21 protein-coding genes are annotated in these 21,738 nt (G+C 67.4%); 15 read left to right on the top strand and 6 right to left on the bottom strand.

What is annotated here, in order from left to right; translation table 11 throughout:
• Positions 1-169: 169 nt before the first annotated feature.
• From AC07O0_RS00105 to AC07O0_RS00085, 5 genes are all read left to right on the top strand, one after another.
• Complete coding sequence (locus AC07O0_RS00105) at positions 170-2,998, top strand: valine--tRNA ligase (protein WP_494619042.1); 2,829 nt, start codon at positions 170-172, stop codon at positions 2,996-2,998.
• 69 nt (positions 2,999-3,067) lie between these two features.
• Positions 3,068-4,696 carry an alkaline phosphatase D family protein gene (locus tag AC07O0_RS00100; protein WP_494619041.1) on the top strand — a complete coding sequence of 543 codons (1,629 nt, stop codon included), beginning with the start codon at positions 3,068-3,070 and terminating at the stop codon, positions 4,694-4,696.
• Between the two features lie 169 nt (positions 4,697-4,865).
• Complete coding sequence (locus AC07O0_RS00095; protein ID WP_454023972.1) at positions 4,866-5,447, top strand: YqaA family protein; 582 nt, start codon at positions 4,866-4,868, stop codon at positions 5,445-5,447.
• Between the two features lie 205 nt (positions 5,448-5,652).
• Positions 5,653-6,597, top strand: a complete 945-nt coding sequence (locus tag AC07O0_RS00090) for a hypothetical protein (RefSeq protein ID WP_494619038.1) — start codon at positions 5,653-5,655, stop codon at positions 6,595-6,597.
• Positions 6,584-7,261: an SH3 domain-containing protein gene (locus tag AC07O0_RS00085; RefSeq protein WP_494619037.1), complete on the top strand. Its 678-nt coding sequence runs from the start codon at positions 6,584-6,586 to the stop codon at positions 7,259-7,261. The genes AC07O0_RS00090 and AC07O0_RS00085 overlap by 14 nt, the downstream gene beginning before the upstream one ends.
• A 187-nt stretch (positions 7,262-7,448) precedes the next feature.
• Here AC07O0_RS00085 and AC07O0_RS00080 read toward each other — a convergent pair whose 3' ends face one another.
• Positions 7,449-8,057 (bottom strand): DUF938 domain-containing protein, encoded by a 609-nt coding sequence (locus tag AC07O0_RS00080; RefSeq protein ID WP_494619035.1) that lies wholly within the window; start codon positions 8,055-8,057, stop codon positions 7,449-7,451.
• 108 nt (positions 8,058-8,165) lie between these two features.
• Between AC07O0_RS00080 and AC07O0_RS00075 the strand changes: the two genes are divergently transcribed.
• The 4 genes from AC07O0_RS00075 to AC07O0_RS00060 all read left to right on the top strand — a co-directional run bounded on the left by AC07O0_RS00075 (position 8,166) and on the right by AC07O0_RS00060 (position 12,701).
• The gene (locus AC07O0_RS00075; protein ID WP_494620618.1) at positions 8,166-9,425 is read left to right on the top strand and encodes a hemolysin family protein; all 1,260 of its coding nucleotides are present in this window, start codon (positions 8,166-8,168) and stop codon (positions 9,423-9,425) included.
• Positions 9,426-9,747: 322 nt separating this feature from the next.
• A complete protein-coding gene (locus AC07O0_RS00070) occupies positions 9,748-10,566 on the top strand; it encodes a chromate resistance protein ChrB domain-containing protein (protein ID WP_494619033.1) in 819 nt (272 codons plus the stop codon).
• A 10-nt stretch (positions 10,567-10,576) separates the two neighbouring features.
• Positions 10,577-11,974 carry a chromate efflux transporter gene (gene chrA, locus AC07O0_RS00065; RefSeq protein WP_494619031.1) on the top strand — a complete coding sequence of 466 codons (1,398 nt, stop codon included), beginning with the start codon at positions 10,577-10,579 and terminating at the stop codon, positions 11,972-11,974.
• Positions 11,975-12,068: 94 nt separating this feature from the next.
• The gene (locus AC07O0_RS00060; RefSeq protein ID WP_494619029.1) at positions 12,069-12,701 is read left to right on the top strand and encodes a pyridoxamine 5'-phosphate oxidase family protein; all 633 of its coding nucleotides are present in this window, start codon (positions 12,069-12,071) and stop codon (positions 12,699-12,701) included.
• Between the two features lie 2 nt (positions 12,702-12,703).
• Here the strand turns inward: AC07O0_RS00060 and AC07O0_RS00055 are convergent, their stop codons facing one another.
• The 4 genes from AC07O0_RS00055 to AC07O0_RS00040 form a co-directional block, all read right to left on the bottom strand.
• On the bottom strand, positions 12,704-13,015 hold the full coding sequence (locus AC07O0_RS00055; protein ID WP_494619028.1) for a hypothetical protein: 312 nt from the start codon (positions 13,013-13,015) through the stop codon (positions 12,704-12,706).
• Positions 13,016-13,106: 91 nt separating this feature from the next.
• Positions 13,107-14,303: an FAD-dependent monooxygenase gene (locus AC07O0_RS00050; protein ID WP_494619027.1), complete on the bottom strand. Its 1,197-nt coding sequence runs from the start codon at positions 14,301-14,303 to the stop codon at positions 13,107-13,109.
• A 36-nt stretch (positions 14,304-14,339) separates the two neighbouring features.
• The gene (locus tag AC07O0_RS00045; RefSeq protein WP_057191132.1) at positions 14,340-14,594 is read right to left on the bottom strand and encodes a zinc-finger domain-containing protein; all 255 of its coding nucleotides are present in this window, start codon (positions 14,592-14,594) and stop codon (positions 14,340-14,342) included.
• 121 nt (positions 14,595-14,715) lie between these two features.
• Positions 14,716-15,687 (bottom strand): acetyltransferase domain-containing protein, encoded by a 972-nt coding sequence (locus tag AC07O0_RS00040; RefSeq protein ID WP_494619025.1) that lies wholly within the window; start codon positions 15,685-15,687, stop codon positions 14,716-14,718.
• 343 nt (positions 15,688-16,030) lie between these two features.
• On the opposite strand from AC07O0_RS00040, the gene AC07O0_RS00035 reads away from it, so the two are divergent.
• Positions 16,031-16,798 carry an alpha/beta fold hydrolase gene (locus tag AC07O0_RS00035; RefSeq protein ID WP_494619022.1) on the top strand — a complete coding sequence of 256 codons (768 nt, stop codon included), beginning with the start codon at positions 16,031-16,033 and terminating at the stop codon, positions 16,796-16,798.
• 173 nt (positions 16,799-16,971) lie between these two features.
• The gene (gene cysE / locus AC07O0_RS00030) at positions 16,972-17,820 is read left to right on the top strand and encodes a serine O-acetyltransferase (RefSeq protein WP_494619020.1); all 849 of its coding nucleotides are present in this window, start codon (positions 16,972-16,974) and stop codon (positions 17,818-17,820) included.
• A gap of 164 nt (positions 17,821-17,984) precedes the next feature.
• Here the strand turns inward: cysE and AC07O0_RS00025 are convergent, their stop codons facing one another.
• On the bottom strand, positions 17,985-18,296 hold the full coding sequence (locus AC07O0_RS00025; RefSeq protein ID WP_494619018.1) for an Rdx family protein: 312 nt from the start codon (positions 18,294-18,296) through the stop codon (positions 17,985-17,987).
• 232 nt (positions 18,297-18,528) lie between these two features.
• On the opposite strand from AC07O0_RS00025, the gene AC07O0_RS00020 reads away from it, so the two are divergent.
• The 4 genes from AC07O0_RS00020 to AC07O0_RS00005 form a co-directional block, all read left to right on the top strand.
• Positions 18,529-19,347, top strand: a complete 819-nt coding sequence (locus tag AC07O0_RS00020; protein ID WP_494619017.1) for a DUF1444 domain-containing protein — start codon at positions 18,529-18,531, stop codon at positions 19,345-19,347.
• A 170-nt stretch (positions 19,348-19,517) separates the two neighbouring features.
• Entirely contained in the window at positions 19,518-20,183 is a 666-nt protein-coding gene (locus AC07O0_RS00015) for a hypothetical protein (RefSeq protein ID WP_494619015.1), read from the top strand.
• Positions 20,184-20,228: 45 nt separating this feature from the next.
• Positions 20,229-21,218: an alpha/beta fold hydrolase gene (locus tag AC07O0_RS00010; RefSeq protein ID WP_494619014.1), complete on the top strand. Its 990-nt coding sequence runs from the start codon at positions 20,229-20,231 to the stop codon at positions 21,216-21,218.
• Between the two features lie 119 nt (positions 21,219-21,337).
• Positions 21,338-21,738, top strand: a 401-nt coding sequence (locus AC07O0_RS00005) for a GTP-binding protein (RefSeq protein ID WP_494619012.1), incomplete at its 3' end; no start/stop codon positions are given.

The following is a 21,738-nucleotide window of genomic DNA, read 5'->3' as shown; positions in this document are numbered from 1 at the left end:
TCCGTCACGTGCCAGCGAATTCTCAAGCACTCTCAGCCGGCGGGGTGGTCCTTGCGTCGAAAGCGTTGACGCGGGGCCGTCGCATGCGCTCTTAAGGCCGCAGACCTTTTGGCTTTCGTTTTTCGCGGCCGGGGCAGGTTCCCCGGCCGTTTGGCGTTCGAGCAGAGCGATGATGGACAAGACATTCGAGCCGGCGGCCGTCGAGGCGCGCATCAGCAAGGCCTGGGAGGAGGCGGATGCCTTCAAGGCGGGGCGCGGAGCCGCGCCGGGGGCCGAGCCCTATTGCATCGTGATCCCGCCGCCGAACGTCACCGGCTCGCTGCATATGGGCCATGCGCTCAACAACATGCTGCAGGACGTGCTCTGCCGCTTCGAGCGCCTGCGCGGCAAGGACGTGCTCTGGCAGCCCGGCACCGACCATGCCGGCATCGCGACGCAGATGGTGGTCGAGCGCAAGCTCGCGGCCGAGAACAAGACCGACCGCCGGACCATGGGCCGCGAAGCCTTCCTGGCCGAGGTCTGGAAGTGGAAGGAAGAGTCGGGCGGGACGATCGTCAACCAGCTCAAGCGCCTCGGCGCCTCCTGCGACTGGTCGCGCGAACGCTTCACCATGGACGAGGGGCTCTCGGCCGCCGTCCTCAAGGTCTTCGTCGGCCTGCACAGGCAGGGGCTGGTCTATCGCGCCAAGCGGCTGGTGAACTGGGACCCGAAATTCCAGACCGCGATCTCCGACCTCGAGGTCATCCAGGTCGAGAAGACCGGCACGTTCAAATGGCATGGTGGCGGCGAGGAGGCGTTCGACGCCGGCAAGCTGGAGAAGGCGCTGGCCAAGGACCCGAACGGGCATCTCTATTATTTCGACTACCCGATCGAAGGCGCCACCTACGATCCCGAGAACGCTTCGACCTACATCACCGTCGCGACCACCCGGCCGGAGACGATGCTGGGCGACACCGGTGTCGCGGTGCATCCGGAGAACGACAAACTCAAGGGGCTGATCGGCCGGAACGCGGTTCTGCCGCTGGTCGGCCGCGTCATCCCGATCTTCGGCGACGACTATGCCGATCCGGAAAAAGGCACCGGCGCGGTCAAGATCACCCCGGCGCACGACTTCAACGACTTCGATGTCGGCAAGCGCAATTCGCTGAGGGTTGTCAATATCCTGGACGGCGAAGCTCGCATCCTGATTCAGGACAATGCCGACTTCCTGGAGGGTGCTGCGCCCGAGGCCGAGACGCTGACGCTCGACGGGCTCGATCGCTTTTCCGCGCGCAAGGCGGTGGTCGGCCTGATGGCGGCGCGCGGCTTGCTGCGCAAGGTCGAGCCGAACACCCACACCGTGCCGCATGGCGACCGTTCGGACGTGGTGATCGAGCCCTGGCTGACCGACCAATGGTATGTCGACGTCCAGCCGCTGGCGCAGCGCGCGCTCGCGGCGGTCAAGGACGGCAAGACGAAGATCACGCCGGAAAGCTGGACCAAGACCTACAATGACTGGCTCGAGAACATCGAGCCCTGGTGCGTTTCGCGCCAGCTCTGGTGGGGCCATCAGATCCCGGCCTGGTACGGGCCGGACGGCGAGTGCTTCGTGGCTGAATCGGAGGCCGGCGCGCAGGCGCTGGCGCTCGCCCATTACGGCGGGGCGGTCGAGCTCAAGCGCGACGAGGACGTGCTCGACACCTGGTTCTCCTCCGCTTTGTGGCCGTTCTCGACGCTGGGCTGGCCGGAAGAGACGGCCGAGCTCAAGCGCTACTACCCGACCGCAACGCTGGTCACCGCCTTCGACATCATCTTCTTCTGGGTCGCCCGGATGATGATGATGGGCCTCAACTTCATGGACGAGGTGCCGTTCAAGGACGTCTACATCCACGCCATCGTTCGCGACGAGAAGGGCGCGAAGATGTCGAAGTCCAAGGGCAACGTCATCGACCCGCTCGTCCTCATCGACAAATACGGGGCGGATGCGCTGCGCTTCACGCTGGCGGCGATGGCGGCGCAGGGACGCGACATCAAGCTCGCGACCTCGCGCGTCGAGGGCAACCGCAACTTCGCGACCAAGATCTGGAACGCGGCGCGCTTCGCCGAGATCAATGGCTGCCTGCGGGCGGAGGGCTTCGATCCGGCGGCGGTCACGCTGCCGCTCAACCGCTGGATCCTGTCGGAAGCGGCGCGCACGACTGAAGCGGTCGCGGCCGGCATCGAGAGCTTCAAGTTCAACGAGGCGGCGGACTCAGCCTATCGCTTCGTCTGGGGCCAGTTCTGCGACTGGTATCTCGAACTGTCGAAGCCGGTGCTGCAGGCCGAGGAACTTGATGCGGCCGGCACGGCGGCAAGGGCGGAAACGCAGGCGACGGTCGCGCATGTCATCGACCTGATCTGCCAGCTGCTGCACCCGTTCATGCCGTTCCTGACCGAAGAGCTCTGGGCCCAGAAGGCCAATGCCGGCGCACCCCGCGCCGTGCCGGCCGGGGAGGCGGGCCTCGTCTGCCTGACGCGCTGGCCGGAGCTCTCCGCACTCGTCGACGAGAAGGCCGAGGCCGAGATCGGCTTCGTCGTCGATCTCATCTCCGACATCCGCTCGATCCGCTCCGAGACCAATGTGCCGGGCGGGACGCAGGTGCCGCTGGTGCTGGTCAAGGCGAGCGCTGCAACCAGGGCCGCAGTCGAGGCCTGGGCGCCGATGATCGAGCGCCTGGCGCGGCTCTCCGCGATCGAGTTCGCTGAGCAGGCTCCCGGCCAGTCGGCGCAGATGATCGTGCGCGGCGAGGTCGCGGCGCTGCCGCTGGCGGGGATCATCGATCTCGACGCCGAGCGGGCGCGCCTGACCAAGGAGCTCGGCAAGCTCGACCAGGACATCCTCGCGGTCGAGCGCAAGCTCGGCAATCCCGACTTCATGGCGCGCGCGCCGGAGGAGATCGTCGAGGAGAACCGCGAGCGCAAGGCGGCGGCCGAGGCGCGCAAGCTCAAGATCGCGGAGGCATTGGAGCGGCTCGCCTGAGCCGCTCCTGTCACGTGCGCGTCAGGCGAAACTTGGTATGGTTCCAGGCAATGAGCCTGGAGCCCTGCCATGTTCCGCCGCAACGCCTTCGGTCAGTTCAGCGTCGATGATTTCCTGACCGAGGCCGGCACGCCGTCGCGGCGGCGATTCCTGACCGGGCTCGCGGCCTCCGGGCTGCTGCTGACCGGCGGCGGCGTCATCGACCAGCGCGGCTGGGCCAATCCGGTCTTCGCCGCCTATCCGTTCGGCCTCGGCATCGCCTCGGGCGATCCGTCCGCCGATGGTTTCGTGATCTGGACCAAGCTCGCGCCGCTGCCGCTCGCCCGCAATGGCGGCATGCCGATGAAGGCGGTCGAGGTCGCCTACGAGATCGCGACCGAAGCCAATATGCGCGGGAGCGTGCAGCGCGGCACGGCGCTGGCCCGGCCGGAGCTCGGGCATGCGGTCCATGTCGAGATCGCCGGGCTCGAGCCGAACCGCGACTATTTCTACCGCTTCAGCTGCGGGGGCGAGCGCACCATGATCGGCCGCGCCCGGACGCTGCCGGCAGCGGGGGCAAGCGCCCAGCGCGTCAGTTTCGGCGTGCTCGGCTGCCAGCGCTACGAGGACGGCTTCTTCAGCGCCTTCCGCCATGTCGCCGAGGAGCGCTTCGACTTCGTCTTCCACTATGGTGATTACATCTACGAGTACCGGATGGTCAGGCCGAACGAGCGGCCGCTGCCGGTGGCGCGAGTGATGCCGGGCGAGCCCGACGAGATCTACGCGCTCGCCGACTATCGCCAGCGCTATGCCATCTACAAGATGGATCCCGACCTCCAGCTCGCCCATGCCTCGGCGCCCTGGATCGTCTCCTTCGACGACCACGAGGTCGACAACAACTTCGCCGGGATGGTCTCGGAGGAGAACATTCCGCCCGAGATCTTCGCGCTGCGCCGGGCGGCCGGCTTCCAGGCCTGGTACGAGCACATGCCACTGCGCCGGACCTCGCTGCCGAACGGGCCGTGGATCCAGGCCTATCGCCGCTTCCACTATGGCGACCTCGCCCAACTGGACGTGCTCGACACGCGCCAGTTCCGCAGCGACCAGCCCTGCGGCGATGGTTCGCATGCGGCCTGCGCCGATGCGTTGAAGCCGGAGAACACCATGCTCGGCGAGAAGCAGGAGGCCTGGCTCGGCGAGGGGCTGCGTGGCTCCAAGGCAACCTGGAACGTATTGGCGCAGCAGGTGATGATGATGCGCCACGACCGTGATCCGGCCCCGGAAAAGGTCGGCTACAGCATGGACAAATGGGATGGAGCGGTCGCCGCCCGCAAGCGGCTGTTCGACACGCTGGAGAGCGCCCGTATCGGCAATGCCGTGGTGCTGACCGGCGACATCCATCAGAACTGGGCCGGCGAGCTCAAGGCCGATTTCGACGATCCGAGGTCGAAGACGCTGGGCGTCGAATTCGTCGCGACCTCGATCACCTCGGGCGGCGATGGCGCCGACATGACGAAGGCCGGAGAGGTGATCCTGAAGAAGAACCCGCATATCGGCTTCTTCAACAACCAGCGCGGCTACATGCGCCACAGCCTGTCGAAAGAACGCTGGCAGGCGGAGTACCGCGTTCTCGACAAGATCACGGTGCCAGGCGCGGCGGTCTCGACCCGGGCGAGCTTTGTCGTCGAGGCCGGGCAGCCCGGCATGAAGCGCGCGTGAGGGCGCCATTGCATCGTGGCGACCGGGACGCCTCCTGACCGCCACGAACCTGTCGTCATATTGACTCTAGCCCAAGAGATTAGTGGCCTGATCGCGCCAATTGAATTAATGCATAGGACGCAGGGCAGCCCTGCAACCGGCGCGAGAACCCAGGAACGGTTTCCCCTTCATGCTCAAGCGTGCTTACGACTGGTGCGTTTCCTACGCGTCCCACCCCGCTGCGCCCTGGCTGCTCTTCGCCATCACCTTCGTCGAAAGCTCGGTGAGCCCGCTGCCGCCGATCCCGCTCCTGATCCCGATGTGCATCGCAAGGCCCGATCGCGCCTGGTTCTATGCCGGCGTCTGCTCGCTCGGTGCAGTCACCGGCGGCTATCTCGGCTATGCGATCGGCGCGCTGCTCTATGAATCGCTCGGCGCCTGGCTGATCGGCATCTACGGCCTGCAGGAGAAGGCGGCCCACCTGATCCACACCTCGCAGGACTACTGGTTCTGGGTGCTGCTGACCAAGGGCCTGACCCCGATCCCGTTCAAGATCGTCACGATCATGTCCGGCTTCCTGCATTTCGACATCTGGAAGTTCACGGTCGGCATGGTGATCTCACGCGTCACCTTCTTCGCGATGATCGCGGTGGCGCTGCGTTATTACGGCGACGACATCCGCATCTTCATCGAGAAGCACCTGCCGATGACGGCGCTGGCGCTGGCCGTGATCATCGTCGGCGGCTTCTTCGTGCTGCCTATGGTGCTCTGAGTCTCTGGTTTATCGCATTTTCTTCACGCGAACCGGTGTCCACTTCGCTCGAAAATGCTTTAGCGAAAAGCCCTCAGACCTCCGCAAGCTGCTGATGGACCGGTTGCTCGCCGCCTGACCTTCGGGCGGCGTTGCCTTATGGTCGTTCCGACAGGACAGCGGTGGAGGGTTCGATGCACCCATTCCAACGATCGGGTGGCAAGGCATGAGCGCCCGCCGCCCCGACCTCGCCGAGCTGGATTTCGGCCATTTCGCCCGGCAGTTCGACCGCTGCCTGCGCCAGGATCGCGTCATCGCCTTCTCGCAATGGCGCGACAACGTCGCGGCGATCCCGCCCGGCCTGCAGGACTTCTTCTGGCGCGTCGTCGAGGTCAATCTCAGCCCGGCCGCCGAGGCGCGGCTGCGCGGCTTGCGCGAGTGGAGCGGCTTCTATGGCGAGATCCTCGACTCCCGCTTTCGTCGCCCCTCCGCCGACCGGCCGCAGTTCCGCACGCCGAAGCAGGCCTTCGATGCCTATTCGGCGATCTTCTGGCGCTTCGGCTCGACCGAGGCCCGCTTCGATCTGCGCTTCGGCCGCCTCGTCCTGCTGGCGCTGCGCAAGGAGAGCAGCACGATCGCCCACCGCGGCAAGGGCTCCTATGACGACCTCGTCGTGGTGATGCGCCGGACCGGGCGTTTCCGCGAGCTCACGAGCTTCCCGATCTGCACCGAGCCGGGCGCGCAGTATTCGCAGCGCGCCGGCAGCGGCGACAAGCGCTACAAGGGCGTAGCGTTCAAGAAGGCCGACGGCGTCGACATCAACAAGGACGGCATCAAGGATGCCGGCCGCCTGACCGAGGGCACCTACCAGTATTTCGAGAAGAAGGGCGGCTTCCTCGGTGACCGCGCCTTCCAGGTGAAGACCACGCAGGTGGCCGAGCGCGACACCGACGGCGATGGCCGCTTCACCCAGGACGACAAGAGCCGGATCGACCCGAAAGGGGCGGGGACGAGCATGTATATCCACCGCGGCGGGGCGGACAATGTGCTCGAGCCCAATACCTGGTCGGCCGGTTGCCAGACCGTTCCCAAGAACCGCTATCCGACCTTCCTCAAGGCGGTCGGCAAGCCCAATGCCTTCTACTATGTGCTGGTCAATGCCGCCTCGTGACGCCCTCGCCGCCGGCTTGATGGCGGCGCTGCTGCTCGCCGCTCCGGCCGTGCGGGCGCAGTCGGAGGGCGTGGCGCCGGCGCCGGCCGGGCAGGTCGCCTGTTCCTTCGGCGCCTTCGTCAACGAGAGCGACCCGGAGGGGCTCAATGTCCGCGCCGGCCCTGGCACCAGCAACAAGGTGGTTGGCACGCTGCCGCCGGTGAAGCTCAGCAGCGACGATCCACCGGTGCGCGCCATGGTCGAGGTCGAGGTCTCGGCCGGTGCCAATGGCTGGTTCAGGATCGCCAAGGCGCGCGACAACGAGACGCTGACCGACGCGCCGCCACGGCCGATGTTCAAGGGCTCAGGGTGGGTGAGCGGGCGCAAGCTGACGGTGAAGTCGCAGGCCGCCATCGGCCGGCAACGCCCGGATTCCAAGGCGCTGGCGGTCCTTTCCGGCCAGGACGGCATGAGCTTCGATGGCGACGCCTTCGTCCAGAATGGCCGCCTCATCGGCTGCAGCGGCAAATGGGTGCTGGTCGACTATGGCCTGCCGGCGGGCAGCGAGGTGCTGTCCGGGCTCACCGTCGCTCCGGCCGCGAAGGCAGGAGCTGAAGCCGGCCGCTTGCGCGCCTGGGTCGACCGCATCTGCGCGACGCAGGAGACCAGCTGCGACGGGGGTTAAGGGCGCAACCGATCCCCTCTCCTCTTGCGGGAGAGGGCTAGGGTGAGGGGGCTCGCGACGCTGATTATCAGGATTCCGCGACGCTTTCCGAAGCTTTCAAGACCTGAGCGACCCCTCATCCGGCCCTGCGGGCCACCTTCTCCCGCAAGGGGAGAAGGGAAGGCGCGTGCCTGTCCAAGCCGCACGCCTAGCGCTTCCGGAACACCACGCTGAGATTGTTCGCCGGCATCGCCGTCACCTCAGGCTCGGCGAAGCCCGCGGCCCTGGCGAGCTCCGTGACGGCCTCGAGTTCGCGCAGCCCCCATTTCGGATTGCGCCGGCGCAGGCTGTCGTCGAAGACGGCATTGCTCGCTGCGAGCGGCACGCCGTTCTGGCGATAGGGGCCATAGAGATAGAGCGGCCGGCCCGCCGGCAGGAGCTGCGCCGCCTGCCGGATCAGCCCCTCGGTCGCCGCCCAGGGCGAGATATGGACCATGTTGATGCACAGGATCGCATCGGCCTCAGCGACAGGCCAGCGCGGCGCGGTCGCATCGAGGCGGATGGCGAGGCGCAGATTGGGCAGGGCGCTCTCGCCGGCCCAGGCGTCGATGCTGGCGAGCGCGGCCGGGTCGGGGTCGCTGGGCTGAAAGGTCAGGTTCGGGAACGCGCCGGCGAAATGAATGGCATGCTCGCCCGAGCCGCTGGCAACTTCGAGGACCAGGCCCCGCGCCGGCAGGACCTCACGCAGCACGGCGAGGATCGGCTCGCGGTTGCGCTGCGTCGCCGGAGCAAGCTGCCGGGGATCGTCCTGGGTCATCGTCTTCTCCCATCGCGTTCGGCCGTCAATGCGTTATAAGCGGCAAAGAAGCAGGCCGATAGCGAGCGCGGTCCTGCAGCCCCCGAGCTGGTTTTGTTAACGGAGATCCTGGTCGTCGTCGTCCTCACCGTCATCAACGGTGTGCTTGCCATGTCGGAACTCGCGGTCGTCTCCTCCCGCCCGGCACGGCTGAAAGTCCTCAGCGATCAAGGCAGCAAAGGGGCCGCGAAGGCGATCCGGCTCGCCGAGAATCCGGGGCGTTTCCTCTCGACAGTACAGATCGGCATCACGCTGGTCGGCGTGCTCTCCGGCGCCTTTTCCGGCGCGACGCTCGGCGCGCGCCTGTCCGAATGGCTCGGCACCCATGGCTTCTCGAATGCCGTCGCCGATGCGCTCGGCGTCGGCAGCGTCGTCGTCCTAATCACCTATCTCTCGCTGATCATCGGCGAGCTGGTGCCGAAGCAGATCGCCTTGCGCGATGCCGAGCGTGTCGCTGCGCGCGTCGCGCCGGCGATGGTCGTGCTGGCCAAGGTCGCCTCGCCGCTGGTCTGGCTGCTGGACGCGTCGGGCAAGCTGGTGCTGGCGCTGCTCGGCCAGAAGGGCGAATCGGAGGAAACGGTCACCGAGGAGGAGGTCCGCACCATCATCGCCGAGGCCGAGAATGCCGGCGTGCTGGAGCGCGACGAGCGCGAGATGATCTCGGGCGTGATGCGCCTCGCCGACCGCTCGGCGCGGGCGCTGATGACGCCACGCCGCGAAGTCGAGGTGATCGACCTCTCCGATACGCTCGACGAGATCCGCGGGCAAATCCGGGCGACCCGGCGCAACCGCCTGCCGGTACAGGATGGCGAGGCCGATTCGATCATCGGCATCATCGAGATGAAGGACCTGTTCGAGGCGCTCGCCGACGACAAGGTCGAATTGCGCAGCCTGGTGCGCGAGGCGCCGGTCGTGCTCGACACCACCGGTGCGCTCGAGGTGCTGCGGGCGCTCCGCGCCACCCATGTCCATATGGCGCTGGTCTTCGACGAATACGGTCATTTCGAGGGCATCATCACCTCGAGCGACGTGCTCGAGGCGATCACCGGCGTCTTCCAGGACGAGGATGAGGAGGAACCGGCGATCGTCACCCGCGCCGACGGCTCCTTCCTGGTCGCCGGCTGGATGCAGGTCGACGAGTTCTCGCACGAGCTCGGCATCCATGTGCCGCGCGATGCCGACTACCAGACCGTCGCCGGCTTCGTGCTGGCCGAGATGAACCGGCTGCCCAATGTCGGCGAGAGCTTCCAGAAGGGCCATTGGCGCTTCGAGGTGGTCGATCTCGACGGCAGGCGGATCGACAAGCTGCTGGTCAGCCGGGTGGATTGAAGAAGCTCTCACGGCTGATGAAGGGCGCGGGGAACCCTTCTCCCGTGTGGGAGAAGGGCAGGGATGAGGGCCTGCCCTATCCGCAGAAGACGCTCCGGCAGCCGCTTCGCCCTGATAATCAGCGGCGGTCCCTCACCCCTACCCCTCTCCCATCCGGGAGAGGGGATCCCGCGCATGTTCCGTCCGTTGCGCTTACGGAAAAAGCTTTTGACGCCGCTCAAGCCAACTGATGTAAGATAAGTGCAGGGGCCCATCGCGACCGCCCCGTGAGGCGTCAGCCCAAGGATCGCGTCCACTCTCCTTCGTGCAAGGATGGACGCTCATGTCTTCCAACATCCAGATCACACCTGCGCAATTGTCCCGGCTCGTCGGCCTGCCCGATGCGCCGACCCTGGTCGATGTCCGCATCGACGAGGATGTCGCCGCCGATCCGCGCCTGCTGCCGGCGAGCGAACGGCGCAGCCATAGCGACGTTGCCGACTGGGCCGGCGCCTATTCCGGCCGCAAGGTCGTCGTCATCTGCCAACGCGGCCAGAAGCTCAGCGAGGGCGTCGCCGCCTGGCTGCGCCACGAGGGCGTCGAGGCGGAGAACCTCGCCGGCGGCTTCGAGGCCTGGCGTGAGGCGGGCGGGCTGCTGGTCGAGACCGGCAAGCTGCCGAAGCGCGACACCGCCGGGCGCACGCTCTGGGTGACGCGGGCGCGGCCCAAGGTCGACCGCATTGCCTGTCCCTGGCTGATCCGCCGCTTCGTCGACCGCAGCGCCGTCTTCCTGTTCGTCTCGGCTTCGGAGGTGGCGGCGGTCGCCGACCGCTTCGGCGCCACGCCGTTCGACATCGACGACGTGTTCTGGAGCCATCGTGGTGAGCGCTGCAGCTTCGATACGATGATCGAGGAGTTCGGGCTGGCCTCGCCGGCGCTCGACCAGCTCGCCACCATCGTCAGGGCGGCGGATACGTCGCGGCTCGACCTCGCGCCGCAGGCGGCCGGCTTCCTCGCCGCCTCGCTCGGCCTGTCACGGATGTATCGCGACGATCTGGCACAGCTCGAGGCCGGCATGCTGCTCTACGACGCCTTCTATCGCTGGTGCCGGGATGCGACCGAGGAAACCCATAACTGGCCGTCCGCGCCGGGAAAGATCTGAGGACCAGGCGATGACGACTGTGACGAATGAAGGGGCGGCGATGGCCGCCCCCGCCACGCCGACGCTCGCTGAGGCGACGCGGGTCTGGCTCAAGATCGGCCTGCTCTCCTTCGGCGGGCCGGCCGGGCAGATCGCCCTGATGCACAAGGAACTGGTCGACGAGCGCCGCTGGATCGGCGAGCGCCGGTTCCTGCATGCGCTCAACTACTGCATGCTGCTGCCGGGGCCCGAGGCGCAGCAGCTCGCCACCTATATCGGCTGGCTGATGCACCGGACGATCGGCGGGCTGATCGCCGGCCTGCTCTTCATCCTGCCGGGCGCGCTGGTGATGTGGGGCCTCTCCTTGCTCTACGTGCTCTACCGCCAGGTGCCGCTGGTCGATGCGGTCTTCTTCGGCATCAAGGCGGCGGTGCTCGCCATCGTCGTCGAGGCGGGCTTGCGGATCAGCCGGCGGGCGCTGAAGAACCGGGCGATGGTCGCGATCGCGGTCGCCGCCTTCCTCGCGCTCTTCCTGTTCAAGGCGCCGTTCCCGCTGGTGATCCTCTGCGCCGGGATCATCGGCTGGCTCGGTCATCGCCGGGCGCCCGCTTTGTTCGGCGGTGGCGGCCATGCCGGCAAGGAGGGCGCGCCGGAGTTCAAGGGCGTGGTCGACCTGATGTTCGAGCGCGGCGAGCTCACCCATGCCGAGCCTTCGGCGAGGAGGGCACTCAAGGTGCTGGCGGTCTGGCTGCCGCTTTGGCTCGGGCCGATCGTGCTGCTCTGGGCGCTGCTCGGCGGCGGCAACGTCTTCACCCAGATCGGCGCCTTCTTCAGCGCCATGGCGGTCGTCACCTTCGGCGGTGCCTATGCTGTGCTGGCTTACGTCGCGCAGGCCGCGGTCGAGACCTATGGCTGGCTGGTCGCCGGCGAGATGGTCGACGGGCTCGGTCTCGCCGAGACGACGCCGGGACCGCTGATCCTGGTGCTGCAGTTCACCGGTTTCCTCGCCGCCTGGCGCGGCCATGGCGGGCTCGATCCGCTCCTCGCCGGCAGCCTCGGCGGCCTGCTGACGGTCTGGGTCACCTTCGCACCCTGCTTCCTCTGGATCTTCCTGGGAGCGCCCTATATCGAGGCGCTGCGCGGCAACAAGGCGCTGTCGGCGGCGCTGACCGCGATCACCGCTGCGGTCGTCGGTGTCATCGCCAATCTCGCGCTCTGGTTCGGCCTGCATGTGCTGTTCAGGACGGTCGAGTCGTTCGTCCTCGGCCCTCTTTCGCCGGACTTGCCGGCGCTTGCCTCGCTCGATTGGCGGGCCGCGCTGCTGGCAGCGTTGGCAATGATTGCGCTGCTGCGCTTCAAGCTCGGCATGGTCCCGGTTCTGGCCGTCTGTGCGGCGGCGGGGAGCGTGCTGGTGCGGCTGTCGGCGTAGTGGAGATTGTTGCGTCAATTGGAATTCTGAACTGCCGACCGCAGTAATTGCGAGTCGAGAGTGAAATGGTCATCTCGTGGGGCGGAGGCACCAGATGACCCACCGTTTCCTCGAGATCGCGACGACACCGGCCGTGAAGGCGGCGCAGGAGGCGCAAGGCAGCCGGCGCTCCTATGCCAGGCAGGAAGAGGGCGAGCCGCACAATGACCGCCTCGGCGAGGCCGAGGCCGGCTTCATCGCGGCGCGCGATTCCTTCTATCTGGCGAGCGTGTCGGAAACTGGCTGGCCCTATCTGCAGCATCGCGGCGGGCCGCAGGGCTTCCTGCGCGTGCTCGACGAGACGACGCTCGGCTTCGCCGATCTGCGCGGCAACCGGCAATACTTAAGCCTCGGCAATCTCACCGCCGATGACCGGCTCTGCCTGTTCCTGATGGATTACGGCCACCGGGCACGCTTGAAGATCTTCGGCCGGGCGCAGTTCCATGACCTGGCGGCTGAGCCGGAGCTGGCACAGCGCCTGATCGTGCCGGGCTATCGCGCCATGCCGGAGCGTGGCATGACCATCAAGGTCGAGGCCTTTGACTGGAACTGCCCGCAGCACATCACGCCGCGCTTCAGCGAGGCCGAACTGGCGCCGGCGCTCGCGCCGGTACGACAGCGGCTGGAAGAGCTGGAAGCGGAGAATGCCCGGTTGAGGGCCGAACTCGCGGCCCGCGCCGACGCCTAAATCTAGCGTCGCTCGCCGGGCTCGATCACCCGGTACTCGGCGTCGACGATCTCGCCGCGGGCGGTCTCGGGCTGCCGGCGCTCGAACGGGTTCTGCGGATCGATGCCGGCAGCGCGCATGCGGCGGCGCATCTGCCAGGCGGCGAAGGCGCCGCCGGCGATGACCAGCGGCACGAGGATCAGGGCCAGGCTGGCCGCGACCAGGAAGAGCAGTACGCCGACGACAAAGGCACCGGCCATGACAAGCCAGCTCGCCCAGCGCGGCAAGCGGACCAGCCTGGCGCTGGCGGCGTTGTTGAGGTCGATACGGATCATTGGCTCGTTTCGTTTCGTGTCACCCGCTGACAATCTAGGAAGCGAATGCGGCGTTGACGAGATCGCGCGAGCCCAGGCGATGACGATTTCGTCAGGACGGCGCGCGCCAGTCATAGATCCAGGCATGGCGCTTGCGCATACCGTCGGGACCCATGCGGCGCATGGCGAAGTCGCGGGCGAAGCTCCAGGGGCGGCCGAGGTGATAGGCCTCGCCGTTCTTGCGGCTGGCCTGCTGGACCCGCGCCGCGCGCTCGCCGCGCGCCTTGGCATAGGCCGCCAGCGCCGCCGGTACGGAAGCCGTTCCCTCGCTCCCTAGCCGCGTCGCGAGCTCATGCGCCAGAACGGCCGCGTCCTCGATCGCGAGCGCCGCACCCTGGGCGAGGAAGGGCAGGATCGGGTGGGCGGCGTCGCCGAGCAGGGCGATGCGGCCCTTCGCCATCCGGGCGGGCGCACGGTCGTAGAGCGACCAGATCCGCCAGTTCGGGGCGCGCTCGATCAGTTCACGCAGGCCGGGACCGGCATTGCCGGCGATCTCGGTCAGTTGCGAGGCCTCGCCCTCGCGCGACCAGCCGGGACGCGCCTCGCGCGCAGCACGGATCAGGACGAGATTGATCTCCTTGCCGCCGGAAACGGGATAATGCACCGCATGGCGGGCCGAGCCGAGATGCAGCGCCACCGCCGGGCGACGCAGCGCTTCCGGCAGGCCTTCCGCCGGGATCAGCGAGCGCCAGGCCTCCCAGCCGGTGAAGCCGGGCTCGCCCGCATCGCCGACGAGGGCGCGGGCGCGCGACCAGAGGCCGTCGGCGCCGATCAGGGCCATGGCGTCGACCATCTCCGTGCCGCCGCTCTCGCTGCCGAGCGTGACGGTGACGCCTTCCCCGGTCTCATGCGCATCGACGAGGCCGCGGCCGATGATCCAGCGGATGTTCGGCAGGGTCCTGGCCGAATCGAGCAACAACTGGTGCAGGTCGGCCCGCTTCAGCGAGCGCGAGGGCGTCGCGCCCTCGACCGGTGGGGCGAAAGGCATGGCGAGCAAGGGCTTCCCGCCGCCCCAATGGCCGATCGCCAGCGCTTCGGGGCGAATCGCGGCGCGGCGCAAGGCCAGGCCGAGATCGAGCGATTCGAGCACGCGCCCGGCATTGGGCGAGACCTGGATGCCGGCGCCGGCCTCGTCGAAGCGGGTGCGCTTCTCGGCGATGGCGACGGGGATGCCGCGGCGGGCGAGCGCGATCGCGGCGGTCAAGCCGCCGATGCCGGCGCCCGCGATGAGGATCGGGAGAGTGGCCATCTGGTCAGCCCCGCCGCGCCCCCGGCGGGATGTGCCTCACGCCGCCTTGGCGGCGGTGTCGTGGTATTCGCACTCGGCCGGCTTGCAATGGCCATGGCCGACCGACGGCTCGTATTTGAACAGCGTCGAGCAATAGGGGCAGACGATCTCGTCGTCCGAGCCCATGTCGAGGAAGACATGCGGGTGGTCGAACGGCGGCTTGGCGCCGATGCACATGAACTCGCGCGCGCCGACATGGATCACGGCGACGCCGGGATCATTGTGGAAATGCGGGGTGCCGTGATCGGCCATGGTTCTCGTCCTTGCAAATTCGGCGGCACCATAATCGTTCGCCGCGGGCCGCGCCAGCGTGCGCGCGACAGATCGATCCCGATGCTGCCGTGACCTGTCGCCGCTGCATGCCGCGAGCCGGTCAGGGTTGGCGGGCGCAGCTCTGGCCGATCTCGCGAGCGCGCTCGATTTCCGCCGGGCTCAAGGCGTCGGCGGTCACCTTCACCCAGAGATTGGCCTGCTTGAGCCCGTCCATCGAGCAGGAGCAGACGCGCTCGCAGAGCTCCCTGGGCGAGCCGTTTCCGGTGCAGGAACGCTGGCAGGCGGTCAGGAACGGCGCGGCCTCGGCGTCCGGCAGTTTCGCGGCCATATGCCCGGTCGCCTGCATGAACAGGAACAGCGCGCCGATGAAGAGCGGCTGGTGGACGAGATAGACGAAGAGGCTGTTGCGGCCGCCGAAGACGACGAGCCTGGCCGGGGCTGAACTCGCCTGCCAATTCGCCCAGCTGCTGCCCCGCGCTTTCGGCAGAGCGATCCGCGCCAGCGCCATGCCGGCGAGCACGCAGCCGAACCAGGGGAAGACCGGCACGAAATCGGCGGTGAGCGGCCAGGGGCCGAAGCCGAGGAAAGCGAGCCAGTCCTGCGTGAAGACATCGTGGCCCAGGATGAAGGGCAGGGCGAAGACGACGGCCGCCGTGAGCGCGATCACGGCAGTCGGCAGGAACAGGAAGGGCAGGGCCAGCACGCTCGCAAGCGCGATATGGTGCAGGATGCCGAAGAAGATGAAGACGTCCGGCAGCGCGAACCAGGTGGCGGAGGTGACGAGGACCGCGGCGCAGGCGATCAGGGCGACCCGGCGCAGATAATTGCCGCGATCGAAGCCCTTTTGTGTCGCGAGGACCAGGCTGAAGCCGACGATCGCCAGGAAGGAACCGGCGATCAGCCGGGCGAAGGCGCGCCAGGCCGGATCGCTGACGACGTCGACCCGGATCAGCTTGAAGAAGGAGAGATCGTAGGCGAAGTGGTAGACGAACATCGCGAGCAACGCGATGCCGCGGGCCAGATCGACCAGTTCGATACGGCCGCCGGCCGAGGATTGGGCTTGCTCGCTCATGGTCTCGTCATAAGCGGCTCGATGCGCTGCGGAAAGGGGCGTGGAAGCTTCTCCTCAGCCCTCATCAACTTGCGCGAGTCATTCCCGGGCGCTGCGTAGCAGCGAGCCCGGAACCCAGAACCGATGCCGTATCCGGAAAGGCTGTCCGATCGCCACGCTTCGATGAGCACACGCATCGGTTCTGGGTTCCGGGCTCAGGCCTGCGGCCTGCCCCGGAATGACGGGCGAGGTTCCAGCGACACCGGTCGCCCGGGACGACCATCGCCCATGTGAGAGGATGCTACCCAAAGCCGCGCGGGCATGGCAGACCAGCCCTCAGATCAAGCAGCTGGCGGCAGGGCCGATGCAGACATTCGATTCCGATGGCGTGTCCATCGCCTATCTCGACCTCGCCCCAACCGGCGAGGGCTCCGGCGATCCGATCGTGCTGATCCATGGCTTTGGCTCGAGCCATGCGGTGAACTGGGTCAACACCCAGTGGACCAAGACGCTGACCCATGCCGGCCGGCGCGTCGTGCTCTACGACAATCGCGGCCATGGCCGCAGCCAGAAGCTCTACGACCCCGAGGCCTATCACTCGAACATCATGGCCGAGGATGCCCGCCGGCTGATGGACCATCTCTCGATCGAGCGTGCCGACATCATGGGCTATTCGATGGGCGCGCGCATTTCCTCGCACCTGACGCTCGCTCATCCCGAGCGCGTGCGCTCGCTGCTGCTCGGCGGGCTCGGAATCCATCTGGTCGAGGGCGTGGGCCTGCCGCTGGGGATCGCCGACGCGATGGAGGCGCCTTCACTCGCCGACCTGACCGACCCGATGCAGCGCATGTTCCGCGCCTTCGCCGAGAACACCGGCAGCGACCTGCGGGCCCTCGCCGCGTGCATTCGTGGTACGCGCCAGACGCTGAGCAAGGCAGAGGTTGGCCGGATCGCGGTGCCGACTTTGGTCAGCGTCGGCACTAGGGACGACGTCTCCGGCTCCGGGCCGGAGCTGGCGGCGTTGATCCCCGGCGCGGAAAGCTTTGCCATCGAGGGGCGGGATCATAATCTCGCGGTCGGCGACCGTACGCACAAGCAGGCAGTCGTCGAGTTCTTGGCGCGCCGGCCGTAGAATAATAATCTCCTCAAGTAGAATATTATTCTACGGCAATGGCTTGCGACTATTATCTCGCAAATCGATTCTTGTTCTTCCCAGCTTGATTCAGCTAGAAGGCGGCACCACGTGCTCTGGCGCGCGCTGATCGCGCCAGATTGATCTACGAGCGAACCGCAGTGGAGAACGCCATGCCATCCGGGCGCCCGAATATCGAGATCCGCGATCCCGCCACCGGCCTCGACCGGCTCGACCCGGTCTGGGCGCGTCTGCGCAACGAGGCGGAGCTGGCGATCGCGAGCGAGCCGGCGATGGCGAGCTTCATCCTGGCGACGGTCACGAACCAGCCGAGCTTCGAGGCGGCGGTGGGCCATCGCATCGCCGCGCGGCTCGGCCATGGCGCCGTGCCGGCCGAATTGATCGCGCAGGCCTTCGACGAGGCGATCGAGGCCGATCCGGAGATCGGGCAGGGCATCCGCGCCGACGTTCTCGCCGTGCTCGACCGCGACCCCGCCTGCTACCGGCTGATCGAGCCGGTGCTCTATTTCAAGGGCTTCCACGCGCTGCAGACGCATCGCCTGGCGAACTGGCTGTGGCGGCAGGACCGGCGCGACTTCGCGCTCTACCTGCAGAGCCGCTCCTCCGAGGTGTTCCAGACCGACATCAACCCGGCCGCGAAGATCGGCAAGGGCGTCTTCCTCGACCATGCCACGGGCCTCGTCGTCGGCGAGACCACGGTGATCGAGGACAATGTCTCGATGCTTCAGGACGTGACGCTGGGCGGCACCGGCAAGCAGGGCGGCGACCGCCATCCGAAGATTCGCAAGGGCGTGCTGATCGGCGCCGGCGCCAAGATCCTCGGGAACATCGAGGTCGGGCAATGTGCTCGTGTGGCGGCCGGCTCGGTCGTGCTCGCGGCGGTGCCGCGCAACACCACGGTCGCCGGCGTGCCGGCCAAGGTGGTCGGCGAGGCCGGCTGCGCCGAGCCCTCGCGCTCGATGGACCAGATCCTCGCCGGCGATTGCGGCGGCGGCATCTGAGGCCGTCCCGAACTCTACTCCAGCGGCCGTCTGACGGCGTTTTCTGCGCTTCCGGTGCTCACGGACCAATGTCCGCTGCGCTCCGGTTCTCGAAAACACCGCCAGCCGACTCGCTGGAGCGACTTTCGAGAAGACCTCCGGGTCTATACCAGATGCAGGGCCGATCAGTCCTGCACGAGCTTCTTCTTGTGGTCGTCGAGATGGCCGAGATCGCGCTCGGGGTCGAGCCGGTCGCGCACGCGCTGCTTGAGCTGCTTCACATCGGGGAAGCCGCCATCGACGGTGCGGTCCCAGATCATGTCGCCGTCATAGTGGATCTGGAAGATGCCGCCGGTGCGCGGGATCAGCACGACCTCGCCGAGATCCTGGCCGAAGGTCTGAAGCAGCTCCTGCGCCATCCAGGCGGAGCGGAGCAGCCAGTTGCACATGCTGCAATAGGTGATGGCGATGCGCGGGCCGGGCTTGGGTTCGGTCATGGGATGATCCTGAACGAGTAGGAGAGCTCTCTTAAGCCGCGGCCGGCCCCGTGCGCCAGTCTCTTCCTGAGCGGGTGTCGTAACGTCATTGCTCTCGCTCAGGTTGTGTGCAAGCATCGCTTGTGGCGTGTGGGTTGGGGGCGTCATGGGCAGCGCGTTGCGTGCGTTCCTGCTGGCATTGCTGTGCCTGGCGGGGTTGATTGCACCTGCGGGGGCGTTGGATCGGGCACGGTTGAACGAGGCCCGCCCGATCAGCGAGACCGAATTGGCGGAACTGCTGCAGGCGGCCAGCCGCGGACGCGCCGGCGTCAGCGGTGCACGTGTCGATGCCGGCGACTTCGTCGTCATGGCCGGCGGCACCGAGATGCGCTTCGGCTTGGCGAGACTGTCGGCCCAGCTCAACGCCGAGCCCGATGCGTTCCGAAAGCAGCGGGGCTTCGACAGCCTCTTGCAGAAGCTCGACCGGGTCGCAGCCAGCGGCGATCCGAGCAAGCCCGCTTCGGCGGAGATCGCACGCTTCCGCGATGCGCTGCTGCCCGTCCTCAAGAACCGCTCCTATGTTGAGGAGTTCGCGGCGCTCGCCCGCAAGCAGGGCGTACCCGACGGCAAGCTGCTGCATTTGCCGCTCGCCGGGGATGTCATCGTCGTGCCGGCGCAGGATCTGCCGCGCATCACCCGCTTCGTCTCGGTCGGGGAGGGGCGGCGCTATGGCATGAGCGATGCGCAGGTGTTCGAGGCGGCGCTCGCCAATCTCGAACGGCGCGCCAAGACCTTCGAGATCCATGACCACGGGCTCTTCCGGGCCTTCGACTTCACGCCGCCCGACTACAACGTCTCGCTGCTTCTGCTGCCGAACCCCTGGAAGGACATTCCCGACCTGCCGAAGACCGTCGTGATCGCCATGCCGGGGCGCAGCGTGCTCGCCTTCGGTGATGGCGACGACCCGAAAGCCGTGGCGGCCCTGCGTGCGATCGCCGCGATGAAGGACGATTACCCGGTCAGCCGGATGCTGTTCCGCCTCGGACCCGGCGGGCTGGAGCCAGTTCGCTAAGGGGTAGCCGAGCACTCGGGCGGTCAGTTTCCCAGTTCGCTGATCATGGCAGCTACCTGCTGTGGGCCGTTTGCGCGGTCTGGTTGTAAGAGCGGGCCGTGTATGTCATGGCCAGATTGCCGATTTCCCGGCGAACCTCTCCGACAGCCAATACCCAGCCGAGCCTGACGATGATCACACGACGTGCGCTTTTCGTTGGGGGCGGGGCGACGCTGCTTGCCGGTTGCGCGCCGACCCAGCAGCAACACGGCCTATCCCTGGAGCTGGTCCAGGGCTTCAAATTCGCCGGGATCGAGGGACGGGTCGATCCCGAGGTCAAAGGCGTTTGGCTCTCGATGAAGGACGACTTCCTCAAGTCGAAGGGGGTCGTCGCTCCGCAGCCCGACACCGAGAACCCAGGCGCGCCGCCCAAGGAGGTGGTCATGCCTCCGGATGCCGAGTTCAAGGCGTTCCTGTCGCGTGAATTCGACCAGCGCGTCAGGCATGTCTTTGCGGAGCCACTGACGCAGGAGCTGAAGGGCACGCGTCCGGTCAAGGTCATCGCCACGCTGATCGCGGTGTATATCCCGCCCTATTGGGCAAGGTTCTTCAAGCAGCTCGCCGTCGGCGCGGAAGGCGATCGGAACAGCATCGGCGTCAGCTTCGAGATCGTCGACGCGAAGTCCGGGCAGAGCCTGCTGCGCTCGGCTCCGATCGGGCAACTCGGCGTGGGCGGAGCGTACTGGATCGATCTGGGCGGCCCGCGCGGCATGTTCCATCAGGATCCGATGGTGCGCATGCTGACGCTGCTGCAGCCGCAGTTCAGCGACTGGCTGCTCAAGCGAGCGGGGACCTGACGCGCAGCTTTGCCATCGATGCCGGACGCCCTCGGATCGGGACCTATGCGACGCTTCATCAGACTGACACTGCGAACCGTCGTGACCGTCCTCGTGGTCGCCGTACTCGTTCTCGCCGGCTTCCGGATCGGCGCGGCCTGGCGCGAGGCCAATTCCAGCGTCACGCCGCCGGCCGATGGCCGCCTCGTCGCGATCTCGGGTGGCCAGATATTCTTGCAGCAACGTGGGCCGCAGGGCGGCCGCCCGGTCGTGCTGGTGCCGGGCACCGCCGCCTGGAGCGGCTTCTGGCTCGATATCGCCGACAAGCTCGGGCAGGCCGGCTACAGGGCGATCGCGGTCGACCTGCCGCCGTTCGGCTATTCGCTGCGCGATCCGAAGAGCAACTATTCGCGCGCCGAGCAGGCGCGCCGCCTCTCCGAGCTGATCGCGGCGATGGAGCTGCGCAACGTCGTGCTCGTCGGCCATTCCTTCGGCGCCGGGCCGGTGGTCGAGATGGCGATGCGCTACCCGGAGCGGCTCAAGGGCCTGGCGATCGTCTCTGGTGCACTCGGCCTGCCCGAGGATGGCGCTCCCGTTCAACCGGCCAATCCGGTGCTGGAGACCCTGCTGCGGCTGCCGGTCGTGACCGAGGCGCTCTCGGCCGGGATCGTCACCAACCCGCTGCTGACGCACCGGCTGCTCGTCATGATGCTGCACCGCCACGAGGCGGCGAGCGAGGCGATCGTCAACGTGCTGTCGCAGCCTTATCGCCGCGCCGGAACGACGCCGGCCTATGGCGCCTGGCTGCCGGAGCTGCTGCTACCGGACCGCATCTCGTTCAGCGTCGAGCCGGCGCGCTATCGCGCGCTCAGCCTGCCGACCGCGATCATCTGGGGCGAGAAGGACGGGGTCACGCCGCTGGCGCAGGGCGAACGCCTGCACCGGCTCCTGCCGAACTCCTCCTTCGACGTCATCGCCGATGTCGGCCACATCCCGCATATCGAAGAGCCCCAGGGCTTTCTGGCGGTCCTGCTGCGGCGTCTGCGCGAGCACTGACGGGTCCAGGCAGGGCGCGGCCGGACTGGCGCGGCGCCAAACCTTGCATCGCGCCCCAAAACCGCCTAATGCGACCGCGTTTTCCGGCCCTAGCGGGGCGCTGTCAGGAACAAGGTGTCATGGCCAAAGAGAAGTTTGCTCGGACGAAGCCGCACTGCAACATTGGTACGATTGGTCACGTCGACCATGGCAAGACGTCTTTGACGGCTGCGATCACGAAGGTTCTGGCTGAGTCTGGCGGCGCGTCGTTCACGGCGTATGACCAGATCGACAAGGCGCCGGAAGAGAAGGCGCGCGGCATCACGATCTCGACGGCGCACGTCGAGTACGAGACCCCGGCCCGCCACTACGCTCACGTCGACTGCCCCGGCCACGCCGACTATGTGAAGAACATGATCACCGGCGCGGCGCAGATGGACGGCGCGATCTTGGTGGTGTCGGCGGCCGACGGCCCGATGCCGCAGACCCGCGAGCACATCCTGCTGGCGCGCCAGGTCGGCGTTCCGGCGCTGGTGGTGTT

The organism is Allobosea sp. GW821-FHT10B12, from assembly GCF_059415545.1.
The sequence above is the reverse complement of the archived record's forward strand: the minus strand, read 5'-3'. Positions and strand labels throughout refer to the sequence as shown.

Excerpts from the sequence above, each read along its gene's own strand:
- AC07O0_RS00085 (WP_494619037.1), top strand. The coding sequence starts at position 6,584 with ATGCCGCCTCGTGACGCCCTCGCCGCCGGCTTGATGGCGGCGCTGCTG.
- AC07O0_RS00105 (WP_494619042.1), top strand. The coding sequence starts at position 170 with ATGATGGACAAGACATTCGAGCCGGCGGCCGTCGAGGCGCGCATCAGC.
- AC07O0_RS00060 (WP_494619029.1), top strand. The coding sequence starts at position 12,069 with ATGACCCACCGTTTCCTCGAGATCGCGACGACACCGGCCGTGAAGGCG.
- AC07O0_RS00090 (WP_494619038.1), top strand. The coding sequence starts at position 5,653 with ATGAGCGCCCGCCGCCCCGACCTCGCCGAGCTGGATTTCGGCCATTTC.
- chrA (WP_494619031.1), top strand. The coding sequence starts at position 10,577 with ATGACGACTGTGACGAATGAAGGGGCGGCGATGGCCGCCCCCGCCACG.
- AC07O0_RS00070 (WP_494619033.1), top strand. The coding sequence starts at position 9,748 with ATGTCTTCCAACATCCAGATCACACCTGCGCAATTGTCCCGGCTCGTC.
- cysE (WP_494619020.1), top strand. The coding sequence starts at position 16,972 with ATGCCATCCGGGCGCCCGAATATCGAGATCCGCGATCCCGCCACCGGC.
- AC07O0_RS00095 (WP_454023972.1), top strand. The coding sequence starts at position 4,866 with ATGCTCAAGCGTGCTTACGACTGGTGCGTTTCCTACGCGTCCCACCCC.
- AC07O0_RS00035 (WP_494619022.1), top strand. The coding sequence starts at position 16,031 with ATGCAGACATTCGATTCCGATGGCGTGTCCATCGCCTATCTCGACCTC.
- AC07O0_RS00015 (WP_494619015.1), top strand. The coding sequence starts at position 19,518 with ATGATCACACGACGTGCGCTTTTCGTTGGGGGCGGGGCGACGCTGCTT.
- AC07O0_RS00100 (WP_494619041.1), top strand. The coding sequence starts at position 3,068 with ATGTTCCGCCGCAACGCCTTCGGTCAGTTCAGCGTCGATGATTTCCTG.
- AC07O0_RS00045 (WP_057191132.1), bottom strand. The coding sequence starts at position 14,594 with ATGGCCGATCACGGCACCCCGCATTTCCACAATGATCCCGGCGTCGCC.
- AC07O0_RS00080 (WP_494619035.1), bottom strand. The coding sequence starts at position 8,057 with ATGACCCAGGACGATCCCCGGCAGCTTGCTCCGGCGACGCAGCGCAAC.
- AC07O0_RS00055 (WP_494619028.1), bottom strand. The coding sequence starts at position 13,015 with ATGATCCGTATCGACCTCAACAACGCCGCCAGCGCCAGGCTGGTCCGC.
- AC07O0_RS00040 (WP_494619025.1), bottom strand. The coding sequence starts at position 15,687 with ATGAGCGAGCAAGCCCAATCCTCGGCCGGCGGCCGTATCGAACTGGTC.
- AC07O0_RS00050 (WP_494619027.1), bottom strand. The coding sequence starts at position 14,303 with ATGGCCACTCTCCCGATCCTCATCGCGGGCGCCGGCATCGGCGGCTTG.
- AC07O0_RS00025 (WP_494619018.1), bottom strand. The coding sequence starts at position 18,296 with ATGACCGAACCCAAGCCCGGCCCGCGCATCGCCATCACCTATTGCAGC.
- AC07O0_RS00010 (WP_494619014.1), top strand. The coding sequence starts at position 20,229 with ATGCGACGCTTCATCAGACTGACACTGCGAACCGTCGTGACCGTCCTC.